Below are 21,128 nucleotides of genomic sequence, written 5' to 3'. Positions count from 1 at the left end.
GATTTCGTTTGATCACCACTCCCAGGGATTTCTGGCCGGTGCCCCATTTTGCCCTTTCCAAAATAGGGTTCTTTTAGTTAGCGCTTTGTTAAACAACAAAAAAAATAGCAGTTGAAGTAAGGGTCTGAATACAATTTAGTGTATTAGCATCAGTAGCGCTAACTAAAATACTTTGAGATATTCATGTTGAACGACCATAATGATGATCGACTAGTTGAAATATGCTTCAAAAATTATTACCAGGCATTGCATAGGTATGCCTACGGAATGCTTAAAAATAATGATGATGCAGGAGATGCAGTTCAATCTGTGTTTTTGAAAATATGGGAAAATAAAATCCAGCTAATAGAAGAGCAGGGTATTCGATCATATCTATATACTGCGGTGCATCACCATTGCCTCAATGTCAGGCGGCAGCAGAACATTCAGAAAAAGCGCATCGGGAATTATCAGGCACCCGCTATTATTAATATGAACCAACTGATTTCTAAAGAAAGTTATGATCGAATAATGAGGAGTATTGATCAATTACCGGAACAGTGCAAACAGGTATTCAAAAAAAGCCGGTTTGAGCAAAAGACATATAAAGAAATTGCTATTGAACTGGGCATTTCGATTAAGACGGTGGAAGTGCATATGGGTAAAGCACTTAGGATCCTACGTTTGCGACTGTCCAACATATTATTGATAACTATCCTGTATAGTACCTTTACCTGTTTCAGTAATTAATTAATATACCATGGAATTTTCAGAAGAAGAGATATATGAATTAATCGCCAAATTTCTCACAGGAGAATCCAGTCCGGAAGAAGCGATGCGATTAGAAGATTGGAAGGCAGCATCCAATAAGCACTACGAATTTTATATTCATTCCGTCCAACTGTGGGAACAAATCGTTGGTAGCGTTCATTTGCCCAAGCCCACAGACGAAGCCTGGAGAAAACTAAGGAAGAAAAATCAGGAGAGTAATAAAAAAATAGTCGTCATTAAAATTACTGTGGCAGCTGCGGTAACTGTGCTTTTTTTTATCGGGATGCTGTTGCTCAAATCATCTGATCGGCAACAGTCCCAATATGCTATTAACCTCGAGGCCCAAAACAGTTATCTGAGGAAAACTTTACCAGATTCTTCACGCGTGGTGCTGGATAAACATTCCAGACTTACCTATGATGCTGATGGCGATTCCCGTAAGGTGATTTTAAAAGGGCAGTCCTGGTTCGATGTTCAAACTATGAATGGAAAGCCTTTCGAAATTGAGACGGAGTACATGAAGATAAAAGTGTTGGGGACTACCTTTCACGTGGCGGTCGAAAAAGATGGTCAGTCGGTAGCAGTCACCAGTGGAAAGGTCTTGTTGATCACTCACCATGACACACTGTTGGTATCTGCCAACCAAAAAGGTTACTACCTCTTCTCCTCAGGAAAATTGGCTTTGCACCAGAAAATAAATATCAATGAAATGGCATATGCCACGCACGCGTTTAATTTTGAAGACGCTACACTGGAAAATATTAGCACTGAACTATCCAAAACATACAACAAAAAGTTTGTGATAGCTGATAAATCCCTTAGCTCCAGGAGAATGACAGCCGAATTCCGGGATGAATCGCTCGAGGATATAAAGACCATCATCGCCAATACCTTACATGTATATTTCAAACAGACCAATGACACAATAATAATATATGGAAAAAACAGCGACTAAAGAATGTCTGCGTATATTGTTGGTGGTGTTCAGTACATTCTATAGTGTATTACTGGTAGCTCAAAACACAGACCCAGCATGTAAACATGTAACGATAAGTACGCCTGAAGTGCAGTTTAATCGACTGTTTGAAATACTACATACCCAAACCGGCGCGCGCTTTTCCATCAATACAGGCAAATTTCCCTCCACGAAAAAAGTCCGGATAAAACCAGGACGTCATACACTTGGGGAGGTCCTTATTCAATTAAGACATCAAACCGGGATTGAATATCATCAGGTAGCCGGGTACATGGTGATCACCGATGGCATTGCTTCCAACAACAGCATAGGCGTTCACCCTCAAAAGCGACCTGTAAAGCCCACGCGTGTACTATTGTTACATTGCCTGAAACCAGCAAACCGCTCCTACAGGCCTCACTTACCCCATATTCCCACCGGCGTTCATCTGCCAGCCGGAGTCATTGACAGTAAAATAACGGTAGCCGGATATGATAGCGTTCCTGCAAACTATAATCTGTCTCAAAAAACAGATACGCTCCATACTATTGGAATCAATAGTCGTTCTTTTGAAGATAAAAAAACCAGGCTATTGAAAATTGACTACCCGCTGATTCCGATTCTCCCTTCCCATATCCATTCAGCTTTCTGCACTCCCTATTTTGCTATGGGTGGATATATTGATGAAAACTCCTTGATCAATGTCTATTTAAATGGCGGATTTCGATACCTGTACCTAACGATGGCCCTTAGTAAAAATGACAGGTTTGGACTGTTTAGATATGGCCTCGGATCGAATTTTGAACTAAACAAACATAATGACCTGAATGTAAATCTAACCTATTCGAATATACGAAATACCTATCCGAATACTTTTGATACTTCAGGAAAACAAATGGTAACGATAAAAGGGAAACATCTTCAGGTCAAAGTCAATCTGGAACGTCGTATAAACGATCATTGGGCTTTACTGGCAGGTATCTCCTTAAATGCATTTTTCCATACTCACTATACCGGAAGCAATCCTACCCCATCATCATTAGACCGCGAAAGGTATTTCTCGGATTATACGCTTGTACGTACCCCTGTGATACTCTACAATAGCTATTCTGCGAATAAAAGTACCAACTTCATCTCCTGGATAGGGTTTCAGCTGGGCATTTCCTATACTATCAATCCGGTACGTAAACGAGTAAAAAAAGAATGCCCTATGCCATATCCGTAAAAAATCTTTTCATTCCGGTAAGGGTCTTGACTTATTTATGTGTATAAGAATAGGTAGGTATTCTTAACAAAAAACAAAGTCATGATCAACCTGATTCAGACCGCAGAAAGGACAGATGGTTCTTCTCATATCAATAATTATATTTTTCAGCGACATTTATTTGCATATCGAAACGTCCCCCGCGAGTGGCTGTTGGGAAAAGATATATTGGAAGTGGGCTGTGGCACCGGCTATGGGTCCGGTTTCCTCGCTGCTAATGCTAATACGTATGTTGGATTGGATAGAAAATTGCCTCCTTCGAAGCCCGGACCAGGAAACACTAATTTTCTAAAGTGTACCTTACCTTTTCTCACCGGCATGTCTGATGAGAGTTTTGATACAATAGTGTGTTTTCAGGTAATAGAACATATTTTGCAAGACACTATATTACTTTTGGAGATGAAAAGAGTCTTAAGAAAGAATGGGGTTATTCTCATCACAACGCCCAACCGCCTTACGACACTTGTCCGAAACCCTTTCCACGTAAGAGAATATACCGCCACGGAATTACGGACGCTGATGAATCACCATTTCGACGATGTTGATATTTATGGCGTGTTCGGAAATGAAAGCGTAAAGGAATATTACGAGGCGAATAAGAAGACAGTCACAAATATTCTCAGGATGGACAAATGGGGACTAATAGACAAAATCCCTGCTAACCTGTTAAAGGTCCCCTATTCAATCATGAATAATCTCAACAGACTGCTGCTTTATGTCTCTTCTCCTCAAAAAACAGCAGTAATAGATCATACAGATTTTTCACTGTCGGAAGTGAATGACAATTGCCTTGATCTTTTTGCGGTGATCCGTAAGTCTTAAATTATCTTCTTTATAAAAGCAGGAAGGCCGCTTAAATCCGTGATTTAAGCGGCTTTAATTTCCGTTGATAATCCTGTGGCGATCCAGCCGGGAACCGAACCCAGGTTTATTATTTCTACCCCGACCACGATGCCACAAAATACTATCAGCATTCCCTCGTCATCAGTGAATTTCTATAGCATTGCGTTAGCTTAAATTAGTATAGGCTTCGAGCCTTAAACCGCAAGTAAAGAATGCTAAAGGGCCTCACTGAAGATCTCTTAGCGTTGCCATGCCGGAAATAGTTAAAAATGTACGTAGTTAATCCAACAGGTGTTCCGTTGCTGGTATCCAATTACGATTCGCGACGATCTAAGCGTGTTATTTATGTCCCTCAAAACATCCAGCGGATGACACGCTCCGAACGCATAATATTATCAATTCAATAGGCCTTATTTTAAACCAAAAAACCATACATTATGAGCGAGCAATTTAATGTGCCAAAGCCAATATATCCATGGGAAACCCTTGAAAGTCCCTTTGCCGGAGCTTTCTACGAAGAAGAAACCAATTGGTACGATCAAGACTACCAGTTCTTATCAAAAGAGGCGATGGCAAGGTACAGAAAGATGCGATTAATTGATGTAGGTCCTTTTATGGTACCTGCCGCAACCGAAAAGGACCGCGTTCTCCATGCCACGCGTTTCGCCATTTACATGACGGTAACCGACGATTATGCAGAACTTCTACCCATAAAGGAAATAGCTGCATTCAGAGACCGGATTTTTGAGGTAATGATGGGAGACGATCCCCGGCCGGAAGAGAAAGGAATGCTTCGTCAAATGCAAACAAACAGAAAAGAGTGGATAGCACTCGGGATGCCAGACTTCTGGCTTAAGCGGATAGCTAAGAACTATAAATATCGTTTCGTTACTGACGGCATTATGGAAGAGTCGCCCTATAAAATCAGTAAGGACATTCCTCCCATTCCCCTCTTTCATCTAATCCGCGCCAATTCCATAGGAATGATTCCGTTTGTTGATTTGATTTGTCCTTCCACTGGATTTGCGTTACCTGATTATATCTATAATCATACCGTTATCCAGCGTATTATTATGCTACAGTCTATCATTGTTGCTCTTCAGAACGACTTTGCAACAATCGGCAAAGAACTCGCCATAGAATCAGAAATTTTCAATATCATCAAATTACTACAGCATCATCATAAAATATCTTTTGATGAAGCCTGTCAGGAAGGGATGAAGATCCATGACGAGCTTGTAAATGAATTTGTAACGCTATCAAATCATCTGCCTGACTTTAGTCCATACCAAAAGGAGACAGAAGAATTTATTTATTACATAAAACAAATGATCAGTGGTTTAAATAACTGGTATTATAAAAGCGGAACGAAACGATATGAAGCCGGTGGATTTGCTGTGCCGCCGAATGGAAAGGGTGAGACAATAGAAAGAGTAGAAATAAAACATTTTTAGGGTTTATCGAAACTGAACGTCCATTAGAAACAAATCCCGCGCATAGCGCGAGGTTTGAAGTATGTCTGTGATCCTGCCGGGATTTGAATCATGCGCTTATTGAAAACAACTTATTTTAAAAATTATACTAAAATCATATTTTAGTAGAGAAATCTTATTTTTCGCAGTAGTAGTAACACTTTAAAATGGAAACAGAGATCACCATAGATGAATTGTGGAAACGAAAGTTTTATGATTGCCTGGCAATGGAATTTTCCGTTCCATCATATTTTGAAGTTCACCATTTACTTGTAATCACATATATGCTTCAAACAGATGGTTATAGTCCTGAATATTTTCCTGAGGCAGTCAGATTACTCGAGGATTTCCTTTACGAAGGAGTATGTTCGAAACAATTTATTAAAACTAATCAGTACCGTATTGAAAATAAGAAGCAAAGAAAACTGAATCAATTCGATTGGGAAATAGATATATTAAGTATTAGTACCTTGAATGCTGCTACCTACTGCCGGGATGTCCGACATTGGGCCGAGAATGTTTTACATGTAATAAAAAATCGTAAGCATCCGGCAATCCATTTTCTTTAAAAGTTCTCTAAAATAACCTTTCTTTATGGTAAGAAATATATTTTTAACATGAAAGGCATACACCAGGGTTCTGTTGAAAAAATCGCCGGAAAAATCTTTCTCCTTCTTTTGTTTATCTGTAGTGCTGATCGTGTCAGTGGACAGTTAGCAGCTGATTCGCTAACAGCTGCGCTTACTACACAATACCAGCAAAACGGTTTTCCGGGATTCAGCGTATCTATTGTAAACAGTGATAGTATTTTATACGAACATGCGTTCGGGTTTGCTGACCTTGAAAAAAACATTCCGTATACCACTACTACGGTACAACCGATTGCTTCTATCAGCAAACTATTCATTGGAATGGCAGTGATGAAAGCTATCGAACAAGGCCTGTTCACACTGGATACTGACATCAACAGTATTTTACCTTTTAAGGTACGACATCCGCACACGCCTGAAATACCCATCACCTTAAAACAACTCGTTACGCACACTTCAGGGATAACAGATAACCCTGCTGCATACAAAAAGACATACTTATACAATACCCCCTTGCAGGAAGACAATCCCATCTATAGTATACTAAAATCAAAAGGTTATGGTGCAAAAGGCCAGGACACTACTTTAGGCGCATTTCTTCAGGCTTATTTAAGCACGTCCGGCACTTATTATTCAAACAATAATTTTGATAAAGCCGCACCAGGTAAAAGATATGAGTACTCCAATATCGGTTCTGATCTGGCGGCCTGGCTGATAGAACTTAAATCAGGTATTCCCTTCGCTCAGTACACACAACAATACATTCTGCAGCCACTACAGATGACACATACCACCTGGTCTACCGCTACCGCAGACCAGGCAAAGCTGGCAACCTTATACACCGGTCTCAAAGTCCCCTATCCAAAATACAGTTCCGTTACTTATCCAGATGGCGGGCTTACCACTTCTTGTCATGAGCTAAGTCTTTTTCTGAAAGAAAATATTGCAGGGCAGAAAGGCAAAGGAAAAATTCTTACTGCCGCCTCCTACACCACCATGTTACAACCTGCATTTTCAACTGATTATAATCCAAAGAATATAGATCCGAGAGAACCTAATATTGGTGTGTTCTATGCCATGAAAAAAAATGGCATCATCGGGCATAGCGGCAGCGATGGAGGAGTTACTGCTTTTCTTTTCTTTAGCCCCGCCAAAGGTTATGGCATGTTATTAATCACCAATACAGAACTGGAAGGGCTGAACGGTGTGAACAAAAAACTGCTGACAGGATTTGAAAATATATGGAGCACGATGAGCCACTACGCAGGAAAATTACACCCGGTTAAATGACAAATACATACGTTGTAAAGAGGTTATACAATCGAACTCGGCTAAAAACAAAAACCCGCGACCGGCGCGAGGTTTGCAAGTTGTCTGTGATCCTGTAGGGACCATATCAAAGGCTTAATTAGCGCTGCTTTTCGAGGATTTTGAAGCTCCTGTATCCAAATTTGTATCCTTCTGGATTAGCTTGTTTTGTACCGGATTGTTAAGAAACCTATAACCTGTACAAATATACGAAAACCCTTACTAGACTAGCACAAAACAGACTAATCTATTTATTAAAAAGTAGCACCGGATTTACAGCTAAATGGATTTTTTCTCACTAAAGAAGTAAAAATCGAATTATTAAATAACTAGAAACTATCCTGGCTTTTCATTGTATTAATCAAAGCAACTATATATCGATTGATGACTGCATTAATATCAGGGGATAGTTTTTCAGCTCTTTTTTTATTAAACAACATTTGTTCATAGTTAAAATCGGGAACTCGTATGCTTGAACTAGGCTTAATGAAATCTGTAATCTCATACTTAAATTTCCCATCTTTGACCTGTATATTAGTACTCGCATAAAATTCCTGATATGTCTTAATAAGACTTCCTCCTCTAGCATCTGTCTGAAAAAGTCCGCGAACTGTTATCTTTCCTAAGTCCTTATCATCAAGCTTAACAACATCTTTAAAATTAGGAAAAGCTGTTGAAAGGAAGGATTTAGCTCTTAAATACAGTTCTTCCTTGCTCACCCCAGCAACGCTATCAATACCTGTATAATTAATTCGTCCATTTCTTATTGGCAACTCACCTAAATAAGAATCCGGGGGATTGTTTTGTCCATAAGTTAAACACGGCAAAAGGAGAAAAAATAAGATGAACTTCTTCATAAGTATATCTATTTAATTTGAGGCCAAATAGATTGATATTGTTTGTACATCGCGACAGGCTGATAGCACAAATATAATAGAATTAAACATTCAAAGCGTCTATCTTTCACCCCAGTTTGTTTTACCAATTGTGGAAATTTCTGTCTTATAAGGCCATATATTTATAGCCCAGTGAAAAACCATCCCGGGGAAAGCCCGTAACTGTTATACGGACGCAGATGGTTGCTTTCCCATCAGGGTTTTTGTTATCGTACCGTAGATGAATAAGAATTGATAAATCTTCACTTACTTTCATGGTCCATAAAGTTTCAGGTTACCGATTTTTGGTTTTGTTTGGTGTGTTTTGTTTCGGTTTGCAAGTCCTAAAACCCTTTACTGATAAGCAATTCAGGGAAAGGATACACTAAGCGTAGATTTTTTTTGTGTATCCTATTTTTGTATCCTTTCAGATTCGTTTGATATGGTTTACCTTTCTATGGTAAAAACAGAAAAGCCGCATAAATCCTACGATTTAAGCGGCTTTAAGTTGCTTTGATGATTTAGTAGTGATCCCGCTGGGACTCGAACCCAGGGCCCATACATTAAAAGTGTATTGCTCTACCAACTGAGCTACGGAATCATTCCCTTTTTCGAAGGGAGTGCAAAGATAGAAAAATATTTTATTCCACAAAATAAATATTTGATTCTCAGCACATACCCCTCACTAAAATTGTAAGTTTTTTACACCAACTCCCGCCACGCGGCACCGTACTTTTGTTCCATGCAAGCTATTATCACTCTTACCGGAAAGCGTGACGTCACGCTGAAAGCCATTGATCGCAGCGACCTGCAAGAACTGTCTGTACTGGCGAACGACCCTGCCATTGCGGCGAACCTGCGCGACAGCTTTCCGTCGCCTTATTCGCTGAAAGACGCGGAGATATTCCTCTCCCTGATTCAGAGCGGTAAACTGGAGCATGTATGGGGCATGTATGTAAAAGATAAAATTGCGGGTGTTATCTCGCTCACCCGCCAGGTGGATATCTATCATCATGCTGCTGAAATCAGCTATTGGCTGGGAGCGCCCTATCGTGGCCAGGGTATCACGACGGAAGCAGTGAGCCTGCTGACAGCCTATGCTTTCCGGGAACTGAACATTTACCGGATCTATGCGGGTATATTTGCGTATAATGAGGCTTCCAGGAAGGTGCTGCTGAAGAACGGGTATCACCTGGAGGCGGTGAAAGTGAAGGCTATTATCAAGCAGGGGCGACTGCATGATGAACATCTCATGGTTAAACTGAATGGCGTATGACCGATCTTATCGCACAAAAAATCGTAGAGAAAACCGGGGTTACTGGTATGCTGGAGGCGCTCACTTCCCTCAGCGGCTCCGACCTGTCGTCGGTGCTGATGGAGGTATACCGCTTGTGGGCGGAGCATATGTCTGCCGGCACATTGCTGCAGCAGTACCAGCGCAACGCGTTCGCGCAACCGGCGGACACCGACATGGTGCTCATGCTGGAGAAAGAACTGGAAATACTACGTTACCTGCGGCAGCAGGACTACCACCCGCTGGAACTGTCGCCTGTAGGGCAGTTTGGCAGCTGCGCCGTGGTGGGCACCGTTAGCCAGAACAAGATCATCTCCGCCATCCGTCATACGGAAGTGATGGCTGACGCTACCAACGCTCTGGCGCTGCATATGGCCGGCCTCCGGAGTGCCGGCGGCTTCAACGGCAACATACTGCGGTACTGCACCGTGCACCGGCACATCCGGGCGATGCGGCTGCCGGCCAAAGGCTATACGCCTCACTTTAAAGTGGCCTGTATGGTGGCAGCCGGTAAAGATACCGGCAACCATTCGTTCGAGCTTACGACCTTAAGAGAACAACTATCGCATATTTATTGGCTGTTAACCGTTATTTTTGGGATACAGCAGGTGTCTGTGAAAATCATTCCCCGCAATGGTTACAAAGGGGATACACTGATCACCGGAATCAGGGAGCTGTCTGCCGGCATGCCCATGAAAATAACGGTCGAACCACAAGCGGAAGACAACAACTACTATAAAGGGGTACAGTTTAAGGTGATGATACCTTCGGAGCAAGGCCGGGAAATGGAGATCGCCGACGGAGGATTTACCGACTGGACCCAGCAGCTTACCGGCAACAGAAAGGAGCGCTGCCTGATATCCGGCATAGGTTTAAGCCTGCTGATCAAATATGCACAAAGCCGCCAAAGTAATATTTGAAAATGAAACGGGCCATCCCCTCAGGATCGCCTATCCTCCCCCTGCGCTGTCCACGCTGATTGAATACTATTTTGAGTTAGACCTGTCGCATGCTACTGCCATGCAGTCCATGAAAGGACTGCCGTCGCTAAATACGCTGTTGGCCTTTCAGCTGCGCCCGGCGGCGTGGACTTCCATCAACGACGCCAATGGGCAGGCACTACAGCTGCAACGCTCCCGGTTCCTTGGGCACCTGACACATTCCTTTAGCAGCAGCTACGCCCCCGGTACGCTGATGTTCTTTATCAAACTAAGGCCCGGTTACGCTTCAAAATTATTCCGCTGCCCGCCTTCCGAACTGGAAAACAACCAGCTGCCCCTGCCCTTCCTGTTTAAAGACTTTGACCTGGAAGAACGGCTGGGCGCTGCTACGAACTTTGCAGACCGCGTCCGGCTTTGTAACCAGGCATGGCTGCCCATGCAGATACAGCCTGCTGATAATGACTATCGTTTTCAGATCGTAGAGCACTGCCTCCGCAAGTTTGAATCATTGCAACTAAAAGATGAAAAAGGACTGCAACACCTCTGCGGCAGCTTACACGTCACCTATGCGTCGCTGAGAAGGTATTTTCTATCGGCCGTAGGCGTAACGCCCAAATTTGCGCAGAAAACGGTCCGTTTTAAAAAGGCCTTGCAGGAATACAGACTACGGGGCTATAACTTTTACTATGAAGATTTTGGTTACACGGATTTTTCCCACTTTGCTAAAGAGGCGAAGGCGCTTACCGGCAGCAGTCCATTAGCGTTGTGACAACGGATACACTCCGGCCTGAAAATTGTGCGAAGACAACCATGGAAATATCAAATATCACCAGGCACCTGCAGGTACCGGTAGCACCGGACCAGGCCTATACGAAATTCGTCTATGAAATCAATGAATGGTGGCCCAAAACCTACACCTGGTCGGGGGAGAAACTGCTGAACCTCCGTATCCACCCGGCGGTGAACGGACTTTGCACCGAAACAGGCCCGCACGAATTCAGGTGCGACTGGGGCCGGGTGATCTATCTCACCGAAGGGGAAAGCATCGCTTTTTTATGGCAGATAGGACCCGACAGGGCACCGGAGCCGGACCCCGACAAGGCCAGTGAAGTATTCCTCCACTTTTTTAAAGAGAGTGATGAGAAGACCAGAATCGACTTCGGCCATCGCCATTTCGCGCGGCACGGACAGAAAGGGGGATTATACCGGGAAGCCATGAACAGCCCCGAAGGATGGGATTTCATTCTGGACAGGTTCGTCCAATATTGCTCAGCATAAAAACGCCTTTCCGCCGGAGCCCGAACCGACAGAAAGGCGTGACATCATCAATACTCGTCAGCACTTGGCCCGTAGCTGCCGGGGATCGGTATGTCCAGAAGACGGAGATATACGCCCAGCTGTGCTCTGTGGTGCACAATCTGACTGTAGGACGTACGGATAAATTCGGCTTTGGTCTGGGTAACGAAGACGGTATCACCATCCCGTAGCACCCAGGTTTCTTCCATTTCGGCTGGCGTTGCCGCGGCAAGCCGCTGCTTGCCCTCTGCCAGGGTAGATTCGAAGTAATTCATCAGCTCCGCGGCGTCCTTCACCACTACCGGCGAGTACTGGCCCTTGGAAAAATCCAGCTCTGAGGTATTCAGCGTCATTGTTACCCAACCCGGCAATTCGGCCACATGGGTCGCCAGTCGCAATAACTTCATGCTTTTAGGATGCGGTTGCCAGTCATATTTATCTTCGGGAATACGGGAAAGCATTTTGCGGGTAGTCGCTGCTTCCTGTTCCATTTCTTTGAGTAATGCCTGAATCTGTGACATGGTGGATACGTTTTGTTTTCTGAAAGCAAAGTAAAAATCACGGAGTGACAACCCTATGTCAGTAGCCTCAAAAAATATTTTTAATAGTCACGTTAAATCGTTGCGCGAGGGCAGCAACGCGGGTGGCATCCGCCGGCTTCACCACCAGCAGGCACCGGTCTTCCGGGGAAATATCCATCTGCATGAGCTGCCAGCCTAAGGGCAACAACCGTGTCTGTGCCTGTTCAAACAATGCCGCCTCTGCTAAGGAGACAGGCAGATTAAAATCTTCTCCGATCAGCTCACTGACACACTCCTCCAGTTCGGCCGCGGTTGGATGCAGACTGCAATACACCACCGGCGCCGCCTTTTCCAGCACGGAAAGAAACAGGTCCTCTCCTTCTTCTTCCTCCATAAACTCAGGATGAAACGCCGCAAACGAAGATGGCGCGCTCCATGCCAGGTACAGCGCCTGCGCAATCGTGTCCAGATCAGCATCATCGGCATACACGCCTGGCGTCAATAATGCAATCAGCTCCCGGAGGTCTGCCAGCTCCTCCTCCGCGGAACGGTGGCGCAGCAGCTCGGGGATCTCGATAGCACGGGCAATGGCAATATGCAGCTCCCGCAACAAAGCGATGAGCGCTATCTCCAGATGCGCATGCCCTCCGGGAAGCAGCTTGTCCTGATAAAACACCACCGGCTCACGACCGGTAAACACCAGGAACACCTCCACCGGATCTGACGGATAACGCACCTTCAGGGCGGTGTCAAACTTCAGACGGGCCCATTCCGGCAGCGATGCCAGCAAAGGACTGCCATCCACCAGAGACGCTACAATATCCCCTTTTAACCCTCTTACCGGCAGATGGATATGCCTCCCCGGCTCCTCTTCGAGGGCCCTCACCAGTTTCTCCACGTATCGTGTTTGCAGAATATGCTCAGTCATCTCACAAAAATAAAGGCATCTCCATTAAAAAAACATATATCTTTGCGCCCTAATATATTTTTGTTAACCTTAAAACTACCTAACCTAATGGAACGCAAACTTGTGTCTGTCGTCGTGATCGACGACCTACAGCCTATAGCCGGCGCCGACCTGATTGAAGTAGCCACTGTAAAAGGATGGAAACTGGTTGTTAAAAAAAATGAATTTCGCATCGGCGGTCATGCCGTATACTGCGAGATCGATTCTTTCCTGCCTGAAAAAGAGGAATTTGAATTCCTGCGTAAAAGCTCCTTCCGGAAAATGGGCGAACAGGGCGGCTTTCGCCTGAAGACCATGAAGCTGCGCGGACAGATCTCACAGGGCCTGCTGATACCGGTAACTGTACTTAACGGTTACCCCTACACGCTGGGAGAAGATATTTCCGCTCAATTGGGTATCGTGAAATATGAACCGCCGGTTCCCGCCTCCCTGGCGGGTATCGCGAAGGGAAACTTCCCCTCTTTTATCCCTAAAACGGATGAAGAACGTATACAGAACCTCAGCGCGGAATACGAAGCCTACAAAAAGGAAATCTTTTACGTAACAGAAAAACTGGACGGCTCTTCTGCCACCTTCTACCTCCGTGATGGCGAATTTGGCGTATGCTCCCGCAACCTCGATCTGTTGGAAACAGCGGACAACACTTTCTGGAAGATAGCCCACCGACTGCACCTGCCGGCTAAACTGGCAGCACTGGACAAAAACATGGCATTACAGGGAGAACTGATCGGTGAAGGCATACAGGGAAATCCTTACGGCATCAAAGGTCAGACCGTGCGTTTTTTCAATGCGTTTGATATCGATGCTTATACTTACCTGCCCCTGACTGCTTTTCAGGAGATAACCAGGCTAATGGGACTGGAACATGTGCCCATACTGGATATGGCTTTCACGCTGCCGGACACGGTCGACGAACTGCTACTGGCGGCCGAAGGCAATTCTGCGCTGAGTCCGGCCGGTAAACACGTGGAGCGCGAAGGCGTGGTGATCCGATCTGCGGATAAACGTATATCCTTCAAAGTGATATCCAACAAATTCCTGTTGAACGAAAAATAGAGCTGTGGCGCTGTAGATAAATTACAGCGCCACATTGATACCGCCGAAATACGTACGGCCAGGCGCCGGATTATAATACCGCTCTCCTACTGCATTCAGGTCGTTACCCAGGCTGTAAGCCTGATTCAACAAATTATCTGCCCCTGCCTGTACACTGATTTTACATTTTCCGGAGATGGGCAACTGCCACGCTGCTTTGCACTGCATCAGATGATACCCGCGTGCATAGGCGCTGTTAGCGTCGTTCAACGGTATCCTGCTGGTATAATTATGCGCCACATACACATACACGGCTTTCGGTAAATACACGGTAAGTCCGGAAACGACCACCGTACGGGGCACGCCGGTCAACCGGTTGCCGGAAAAATCTTTGCCGCTGCTCACATAATCCCTGAAATAAAAATCACTCCAGGTATAGCTGCCCCGCAGCTCCAGTCCGCGCACAACGCCATGGCTACGGGACTGCATCAGCTGCAGCATGCCTTCTATTTCTACGCCCGTCTGGTTCACGCCGCCGGCATTGACAAAAAACTCCGCCCCGTTGTCCCGCAACTTACGCACAATAGCATCCTGCATACGATAATGAAAGCCTGTCACGTCCAGGGAATAGCGGCGCGACAATGGCAACAGCCGCAGCCCTGCTTCATAGTTCCAGCCCGTTTCCGGACGCAATGCGGTGTTGATGATATTATCGGAAGCCCTTACTTCAGCTGTAGCCGGAGGAGAATAGCCCCTGCTAACGGTCACGCGGCCGGTCAACTGCTCATTGATCAGGTACGACAACGACAAGCGTGGCATGAGCTGCGGCGTGAAGGTTATTTTCGTATTGCCGTCACGGTTATAGGTGTAATGATAGTAGTTCATACTGGCTGCGGCTTCCAGTGTCCAGCGTTGCAGCTGCGCATGGAACCGCGAGAAATAAAAGTACTGCCCGGCGGTGAGCTTATCGGCCGCCTGTACGGCGCCACGGACGCCCTGGTTGTTGCCGTAGTTGATGATATCGGAAACGGTCCGCTGCCATTCCATACCGGCCTGCCACTTCCATTGCAACAACGTCGCCGTGGGCTTATTGATCCATGACAGATAAGTCCGGAAGCCGAAAGTATTTTCGTCGCGTGCCTCGTAGTTGGTGATAAACGGATTTTCAAAGTGCGTGTTGGCGCCAAACACCGTGATCACATGCTGCCAGCGGGGACTGAACTGCGCCTCGTGTACCAGGCCGCCCTGTGCGGTGCGGTTATAGATACCGGCCTTTTGTGTGATGGCGCCGGGCAATGTTGGCGTAGCAGGACGTGCGGCGCGTGGATCTTTGTCCAGCTGCGCCAGCGTTAAACCGCCGGGCGTACGATACCCCAGATCGGAGTAGAAGCCCAGCATCTTCAGTACATAACCGGGTTTGTATTCCCATCGTTGTCCCAGCTGTGTGTAAGAACGGCGCATGGCCGTATGCTGCCGGTAGCCGTCGGCCTGCTGATATCCCTGAAACAGCTGAAAGCTGTAGTTGCCCAGCTGCTGCCGGTAACCGGCCGTGGCATGAAAGAGACCGTAGCTGCCTCCCTGCACGGATGCCTGCAACCGGGTACTGTCGCCCGCAGGTGGCAGCATATCCAATCGTACCACGCCGCCGGAATTGGCTCCAAACAGGCTGCCATCGGGGCCTTTCAGCACTTCGGCACCGCTCAGTGCCACCGGGTCCAGCAGATTGAGGTAGGTATTACCACCAGCATCGGTGAGGGGAATTTCATCCATATACATTTTCACATTGCGGATACCGAAGGGCGAACGCAACAGGCTGCCACGGATAGAGAGCCGGTAGCTGCCGGGCGATCTTTCTTCCATCCGCACGCCGGCCATACTGTTGAACGCAGGCACCATCGACGCGCCCTGTTGCAATGCCAGCTGCTGCGGAGACAGCACGCTAACGGCCGTGGGTATACGTAACAACGGTTCTTTCGACAAATAGGATTTCACCACTACCTCCGGCAAACGGTGCAGGGTATCCTGCTGCGCAGCCAGCGGCAACGCAAATGCCAGTGATATGGTGGCCAGTAAAGGAGATTTCATTCGGTTGATTTGTCTGTTAGAGCAGCAGGATATCGATGCGATGAGCCTGTACCATCTGTTTGGTGACGGACCAGGAGAAAATGGTGAAGTAGCCGTCCTGAGAGGCTACCAACGCAAGAGCATCAGGTTGGTCATGCACAAACTGCGCGGCCGACAGGTGCCGGGTGCCACCAATGGCAGATGGATGCACATAAGAAGGAATGCCGCCCAGCACAGGCTCCATCATCAGCACTTTTTCTACCGGAGAAGAATAACTGGCCCGGGTGATCTTGGCGCCGAAAGCCAGCAGTTCATGATGCTGATTGATAATGGTGGCGCCATCTACGGCGGTAAGACCGCTGATATTTTCCACTTCCCGGCGCAGGGCATTCTGCCAGAAGATCTCGCTGACGGTGGAGCTCTCCTGCCGTATCAGGTCTGCCACGCCCGCAAATGCCGGTGATATCGGATATTGTAACGGTTGTACGATGGATTCTTTCCAGGAAGGGCTACCGTCCGGCACCACCAGCAGGATACCGCCCCGCTTGTGTGCCCGCATAGACACCGCGATCTGTATGAGAACGTTTTCAGGATTATTCCAGAGAGAGGACGAATCAAGCCCCAGGAGCGATCTCAGTAGCGCCGGGCTGCACATCGGGTAGCCGGAATTTTCATCTACCACCTTGATCTGGTCTCCTTTGAGCATGGCCACGTTGGTGAACTTGCCCAGCCCCATGATACGCCGGTGTTTTACCACCAGCAGCCCGGGTTCAGACACGTCCAGCACGAAACAGAAATTAGGCAGTTTGATGGTAGTGCCCCAGATGCATAACTCTTCACCATTAAACCAAATGCCTACATGAATACCGGCCCTTTCCACGCCGGGCGCCAGTTTGGTCAGCACGTGCGGGGTGAGCGGCAGCGGTTGCTCAAACAACAGCGGCTTGCCTGCTTGTTCGGGGCTGACAAATGCCAGCGACATGCGGGTGGCATTGCCTTCCTCCCGCCGCAGGCTGGCCCAGAAAGCCACGTCGATGATCTTCTCCACCACGCGCGCAGAAGGGGCCGTCGCCAGATTCTCGACGCCCTCATCCCTCGCAGTGTCAAGATGTTTGATAAAATGCGCTTCTATAATGTCGGCTACTGCTGATGCTGCCTGATATGTCGATTCTGTTGTCAGTGCCATGCCCGTTCTCTTTTATTTCAGGCATAAATATACGCAAAGCCTGCCTATTCGGAACGGAGACTCCTCACCGGGTTGGCCATGGCTGCTCTGATGGCCTGAAAACTAATGGTAACCAGCGTGATCGCTAAGGCTATCACCGCGGCAAAGAGGAACACGCCCGGGCCCAGCGTAATACGGTAATCATACTGCGCCAGCCAGCGCTGCAGCGAGTACAGGGCAATTGGGGAAGCAATCAGGCAACTTAAAAGCACCAGGGCAATGAAGTCTTTCGACAGCAGGAACCACACCTGTGCAATCGACGCCCCCAGCACTTTCCGCACCCCTATTTCCTTGGTCCGCTGTTCTGCCATATAAGCGGCCAGCCCCAGCAGCCCCAAACAGGATATTATAATGGCCAGTATGGCGAAGATACCAGATAACCTGCCGGTAAGCATTTCCTGATGGAACTTGTTATTATAAGCATCGTCAGCAAATTCATATACATAAGGGTAAGCAGGATTATGCCGGTTGAAGATGGCCCCCAGCCGCTCCACCGCCCGATGAGGTTCCACACCGGGCGCCAGCTGGTACAACAAATAACCATCATCCCCATCAGACTTCATAAATAACGTAGGTTCGGCCTGCTGGAAGGGATTCTCCATCAAAGCATCGTGTACTACGCCAATCACCCTAAACGGCTTATCGTCCAATTTGATCTCAGTCGTCAGCGGATCTTTCAGCCGTAACCGCTTTACGGCTGCTTCATTCAGCATGATATTGAGCGTGTCAGACAAACCGGGCCTGAAGTCCCGGCCGGCCATCAACTTCATCCCCATAGTATTCATATAATCATCGCCGGTCAACACCATCCCCATCTCCACCGTTTCTCCGGGCAGCTTACCGGGAAAATAATCAGGATCGCTATGCCAGTTGATCTCTACAGGCGAAGAGGAAGAGGTGCTCACATGGTTCACCAGCCCACTCTGCAATAAATCCTGTTTTAAGGCATCATTCCGCTTCCGCATATCCTGCGTTACCCGTGACGACATCAGGCGCGATGTTTCAAAGCCGGTAGGCCGGTCTTTGGCATACTTCATCTGACGGTAGATGACCATGGTGCTGATCACCAATACTACCGAACAGGTAAACTGCACCACCACCAGCGCCCTGCGGGACCACGTGGCCGAAGCGCCGATTTTCATAGTCCCTTTCAGCGTTTTCACGGGGTTAAAAGATGACAGGTAAAAAGCCGGTTTCAGTCCCGCCGTAATACCGGTCATCGCCACACCAATCAGTGTAATCAGCCAGAAACGGATATCGTCAAAGGGTATATGAATTTTCGCGCCGGTCATCTTATTAAAGAAAGGCAAGGCGATTGCCACCATCACCAAACTACATAACAGGGCAATAAAAGTCAGGATCAATGATTCTGCGAGAAACTGAACCACCAGGTGCCAGCGCTGTGAGCCGATCGCCTTGCGGATACCCACTTCCCGCGCACGTTTCTCAGACCGCGCAGTGGTGAGGTTCACGAAGTTTATACCTGCAATCAACAATACCAGTATGCCGATGCTGCTGAATATCCGGATGTAATCGATAAAACCACCGGATTCCTTTCCATTCACATAATTACCGAACAAATGCCAGCGGTCCATCCCCTGCAAAATCACGATCGATTTCTCCGCATTGGTATTTCCTTTCTCCCGTTTCTCGAGAAAAGCGATTTTAGATGCCAGCCGGTCAAGATTCACCTCCGGTCTAACCTTCACGAATATCTGAAAAGCATTGCTACTGAAGGAGCCGGATTTACGGTTGCCCATCACAAATTCGTTGGTCTTATCGAGGAAACTGAAGGGATATAAATATTTAAACCGAAAAGTGGAAGTCGCCGGCAGATCTTTTAAAATACCGGTTACCGCCAGATCATACTGATTGTCTACCCGCACCATCCTGCCCATGGGGTTTTCATTACCAAACAGCGCTTTCGCAGTCGATTCCGTGAGTACGATAGAGAAAGGATCTTTAAATACGGAGGCAGCGTCGCCCTGTAAGAAACGGAACTGAAAGGCTTTTAGAAAGTCGTCCTGCACCCCGCCGCCGTTCAGTACTACTTTGCGCTCACCCACTTTCAGCGCATGGTTGCCCAGCCAGTCGGTCTCACATACATACTCCATTTCAGGAATCTCGCTGCGCAACACGTCCGCCAGCTTCAGCGAAACCGTCGCAAAAGTAAGCGTATCCCCGTTACTGGCGAAGTTGCGTTGCACCCTGTACAAACGTTCGTGGTCCGGCATAAACCGGTCATAGGAATATTCATGCACCACCCACAACGCAATCACCATGGCCACCGCCATACCGGCCGCCAGCCCGAAAATATTAATGGCACTGTAGCCCTTATTGTTGAGGAGATTGCGCCAGGCAACCAGGAAGTAATTCTTGATCATGCTGACGACAATCTAAGAAAAATGCCAAACTTAGAGACCCTTTAAACCAGCTTTTTTTATATTTAAATTAAATAAATATGTCCGGTTTTGATACAGTGGTTGTTCGCTTCCGGGGCACTCTTCCCATTCGTCCACGCGTGCTACAGACCTGCGTTTCATGGAAACGCGGGAAGCCGGTATCCTCATTTTCCGGGAGCTGTTGCAAAAAAAAGAGGCAGGCCCTTTTGGCCCGCCTTCTGTTTATGGCTCTCTTCTTTGGGGGGATGTATTAATACGTAAAGAAATACTGTTGCAGGGTTTTCTTGTCTTTCGTCTGTGTAAGGCCCAGCATCAGCAGGATACGGGCTTTCTGCGAACTCAGGTCATCGGCTACGAAAGTGCCTAGTTTCGCATCATCGGTTTCGTCGTACAGCGTAACACGCCCAGACACCACGCGGGAGCCACGGCATACGGCCACTCCTTTGGCCACCGCGCGCATCACCGCTTCTGTATTGGCTTTGTTGATATTCCCGTTGCCCAGTCCGGACACCACGATACCGTCCACGCCGGAGGCCACATAGGCGTCAATGGCGGTGGAAGGCGCATCAGCGAATAGCTCTGCTACCACCACATTCGGCAGTTTATCGAGACCGGTGATATCAAACGGCGTACTCTTATTGGCCTTACGCAGATCGTGCATATAGAACACCACCTTTCCGTCGTACACCTGTCCTAACGGACCGGCATTAGGTGATTTGAATGCGTCCACATGGGTGGTGCTGATCTTCTCCACACCACGGGCATCGAAGATGCTTTCACTGAACACCACCATCACACCGCGGCCTTTGGAGTTGGGGCTGGCGGCTACGGTAACGGCGTCGTACAGGTTCTTGGGACCATCAGCACTGATGGCCGTCGCCGGACGCATAGAGCCGGTGAGCACTACCGGATGATCATAGCGGCTGGTGAGGCTGAGGAAGTAAGCCGTTTCCTCCTGCGTGTCGGTACCATGCGTTACCACAATACCGTCGGCCTCATTGTTTTTAAAGATTTCATTGATCCGTTTGTTGAGCTTAATCCAGATATCTACCGTCATGTCCTGGCTGCCCACATTGGAAATCTGCTCTCCTGAAATCTCCGCTACCTTGTCAATGCCCGGCACGGCATCTATCAGCTCTTTGATAGGCAGCGAACCAGCTTTGTAGGCCGCACGGTCTGCTGACGCGCCTTTCCCGGCGATAGTGCCACCGGTGGCCAGGATCTTTACGCGGGGAAGTTTCTGCGCGTACGCCGCGAAACCAATCATCAACGAACAGATAACACATAACAGTTTTTTCATACAACCGTTTTTTAATGTAGGGTGAA

19 protein-coding genes and 1 tRNA gene are annotated in these 21,128 nt (G+C 47.3%); 12 read left to right on the top strand and 8 right to left on the bottom strand.

Annotated features, from left to right (window positions below; all coding sequences use genetic code 11):
- Window positions 1–183 precede the first annotated feature (183 nt).
- The 7 genes from ICL55_RS02770 to ICL55_RS02740 all read left to right on the top strand — a co-directional run bounded on the left by ICL55_RS02770 (window position 184) and on the right by ICL55_RS02740 (window position 7,164).
- Window positions 184–729 (top strand): RNA polymerase sigma-70 factor, encoded by a 546-nt coding sequence (locus ICL55_RS02770; protein WP_188094510.1) that lies wholly within the window; start codon window positions 184–186, stop codon window positions 727–729.
- 10 nt (window positions 730–739) lie between these two features.
- Window positions 740–1,705, top strand: coding sequence for a FecR family protein (locus ICL55_RS02765; RefSeq protein WP_188094509.1), 966 nt, complete (start codon window positions 740–742; stop codon window positions 1,703–1,705).
- Window positions 1,686–2,930 (top strand): hypothetical protein, encoded by a 1,245-nt coding sequence (locus ICL55_RS02760; protein WP_188094508.1) that lies wholly within the window; start codon window positions 1,686–1,688, stop codon window positions 2,928–2,930. The genes ICL55_RS02765 and ICL55_RS02760 overlap by 20 nt, the downstream gene beginning before the upstream one ends.
- Window positions 2,931–3,011: 81 nt before the next feature.
- On the top strand, window positions 3,012–3,791 hold the full coding sequence (locus ICL55_RS02755; RefSeq protein ID WP_188094507.1) for a class I SAM-dependent methyltransferase: 780 nt from the start codon (window positions 3,012–3,014) through the stop codon (window positions 3,789–3,791).
- Window positions 3,792–4,249: 458 nt separating this feature from the next.
- On the top strand, window positions 4,250–5,266 hold the full coding sequence (locus ICL55_RS02750) for a terpene synthase family protein (protein WP_188094506.1): 1,017 nt from the start codon (window positions 4,250–4,252) through the stop codon (window positions 5,264–5,266).
- Between the two features lie 185 nt (window positions 5,267–5,451).
- Window positions 5,452–5,853: a DUF5946 family protein gene (locus ICL55_RS02745; protein WP_188094505.1), complete on the top strand. Its 402-nt coding sequence runs from the start codon at window positions 5,452–5,454 to the stop codon at window positions 5,851–5,853.
- A gap of 48 nt (window positions 5,854–5,901) precedes the next feature.
- Window positions 5,902–7,164: a serine hydrolase domain-containing protein gene (locus tag ICL55_RS02740; RefSeq protein ID WP_188094504.1), complete on the top strand. Its 1,263-nt coding sequence runs from the start codon at window positions 5,902–5,904 to the stop codon at window positions 7,162–7,164.
- 347 nt (window positions 7,165–7,511) lie between these two features.
- On the opposite strand, the gene ICL55_RS02735 is transcribed toward ICL55_RS02740, so the two are convergent.
- Together ICL55_RS02735 and ICL55_RS02730 are read right to left on the bottom strand one after the other, a co-directional pair.
- Window positions 7,512–8,039 carry a DUF4468 domain-containing protein gene (locus tag ICL55_RS02735; protein WP_188094503.1) on the bottom strand — a complete coding sequence of 176 codons (528 nt, stop codon included), beginning with the start codon at window positions 8,037–8,039 and terminating at the stop codon, window positions 7,512–7,514.
- 546 nt (window positions 8,040–8,585) lie between these two features.
- Window positions 8,586–8,658, bottom strand: a tRNA-Lys gene (locus tag ICL55_RS02730).
- A gap of 141 nt (window positions 8,659–8,799) precedes the next feature.
- On the opposite strand from ICL55_RS02730, the gene ICL55_RS02725 reads away from it, so the two are divergent.
- Genes ICL55_RS02725 through ICL55_RS02710 form a run of 4 tightly spaced genes read left to right on the top strand, consistent with a single transcriptional unit; the run spans window position 8,800 to window position 11,570 of the window.
- Window positions 8,800–9,333, top strand: coding sequence for a GNAT family N-acetyltransferase (locus ICL55_RS02725; RefSeq protein ID WP_188094502.1), 534 nt, complete (start codon window positions 8,800–8,802; stop codon window positions 9,331–9,333).
- On the top strand, window positions 9,330–10,271 hold the full coding sequence (locus tag ICL55_RS02720) for a hypothetical protein (RefSeq protein ID WP_188094501.1): 942 nt from the start codon (window positions 9,330–9,332) through the stop codon (window positions 10,269–10,271). The genes ICL55_RS02725 and ICL55_RS02720 overlap by 4 nt, the downstream gene beginning before the upstream one ends.
- Window positions 10,243–11,061 carry a DUF6597 domain-containing transcriptional factor gene (locus ICL55_RS02715; protein WP_188094500.1) on the top strand — a complete coding sequence of 273 codons (819 nt, stop codon included), beginning with the start codon at window positions 10,243–10,245 and terminating at the stop codon, window positions 11,059–11,061. Before ICL55_RS02720 ends, ICL55_RS02715 begins: the two co-directional genes overlap by 29 nt.
- 41 nt (window positions 11,062–11,102) lie before the next feature.
- On the top strand, window positions 11,103–11,570 hold the full coding sequence (locus ICL55_RS02710) for an SRPBCC family protein (RefSeq protein ID WP_188094499.1): 468 nt from the start codon (window positions 11,103–11,105) through the stop codon (window positions 11,568–11,570).
- A gap of 47 nt (window positions 11,571–11,617) precedes the next feature.
- On the opposite strand, the gene ICL55_RS02705 is transcribed toward ICL55_RS02710, so the two are convergent.
- Window positions 11,618–12,109: a DinB family protein gene (locus ICL55_RS02705; RefSeq protein ID WP_188094498.1), complete on the bottom strand. Its 492-nt coding sequence runs from the start codon at window positions 12,107–12,109 to the stop codon at window positions 11,618–11,620.
- A gap of 67 nt (window positions 12,110–12,176) precedes the next feature.
- Window positions 12,177–13,037 (bottom strand): DUF6630 family protein, encoded by an 861-nt coding sequence (locus tag ICL55_RS02700; protein ID WP_188094497.1) that lies wholly within the window; start codon window positions 13,035–13,037, stop codon window positions 12,177–12,179.
- A gap of 87 nt (window positions 13,038–13,124) precedes the next feature.
- On the opposite strand from ICL55_RS02700, the gene ICL55_RS02695 reads away from it, so the two are divergent.
- Entirely contained in the window at window positions 13,125–14,132 is a 1,008-nt protein-coding gene (locus tag ICL55_RS02695) for an RNA ligase (ATP) (RefSeq protein ID WP_188094496.1), read from the top strand.
- 21 nt (window positions 14,133–14,153) lie between these two features.
- Here ICL55_RS02695 and ICL55_RS02690 read toward each other — a convergent pair whose 3' ends face one another.
- The 4 genes from ICL55_RS02690 to ICL55_RS02675 all read right to left on the bottom strand — a co-directional run bounded on the left by ICL55_RS02690 (window position 14,154) and on the right by ICL55_RS02675 (window position 21,102).
- Entirely contained in the window at window positions 14,154–16,196 is a 2,043-nt protein-coding gene (locus tag ICL55_RS02690; RefSeq protein ID WP_188094495.1) for a TonB-dependent receptor, read from the bottom strand.
- A 16-nt stretch (window positions 16,197–16,212) separates the two neighbouring features.
- Entirely contained in the window at window positions 16,213–17,361 is a 1,149-nt protein-coding gene (locus tag ICL55_RS02685; protein WP_188094494.1) for a putative sensor domain DACNV-containing protein, read from the bottom strand.
- A gap of 44 nt (window positions 17,362–17,405) precedes the next feature.
- Window positions 17,406–19,784 (bottom strand): ABC transporter permease, encoded by a 2,379-nt coding sequence (locus ICL55_RS02680; protein WP_188094493.1) that lies wholly within the window; start codon window positions 19,782–19,784, stop codon window positions 17,406–17,408.
- A 268-nt stretch (window positions 19,785–20,052) separates the two neighbouring features.
- Window positions 20,053–21,102, bottom strand: a complete 1,050-nt coding sequence (locus ICL55_RS02675; RefSeq protein WP_188094492.1) for a type II asparaginase — start codon at window positions 21,100–21,102, stop codon at window positions 20,053–20,055.
- Between the last annotated feature and the right edge of the window lie 26 nt (window positions 21,103–21,128).

This window comes from Chitinophaga varians, from assembly GCF_014529945.1.
GTDB classification, from domain to species: Bacteria; Bacteroidota; Bacteroidia; order Chitinophagales; family Chitinophagaceae; genus Chitinophaga; species Chitinophaga varians.
The sequence above is the reverse complement of the archived record's forward strand: the minus strand, read 5'-3'. Positions and strand labels throughout refer to the sequence as shown.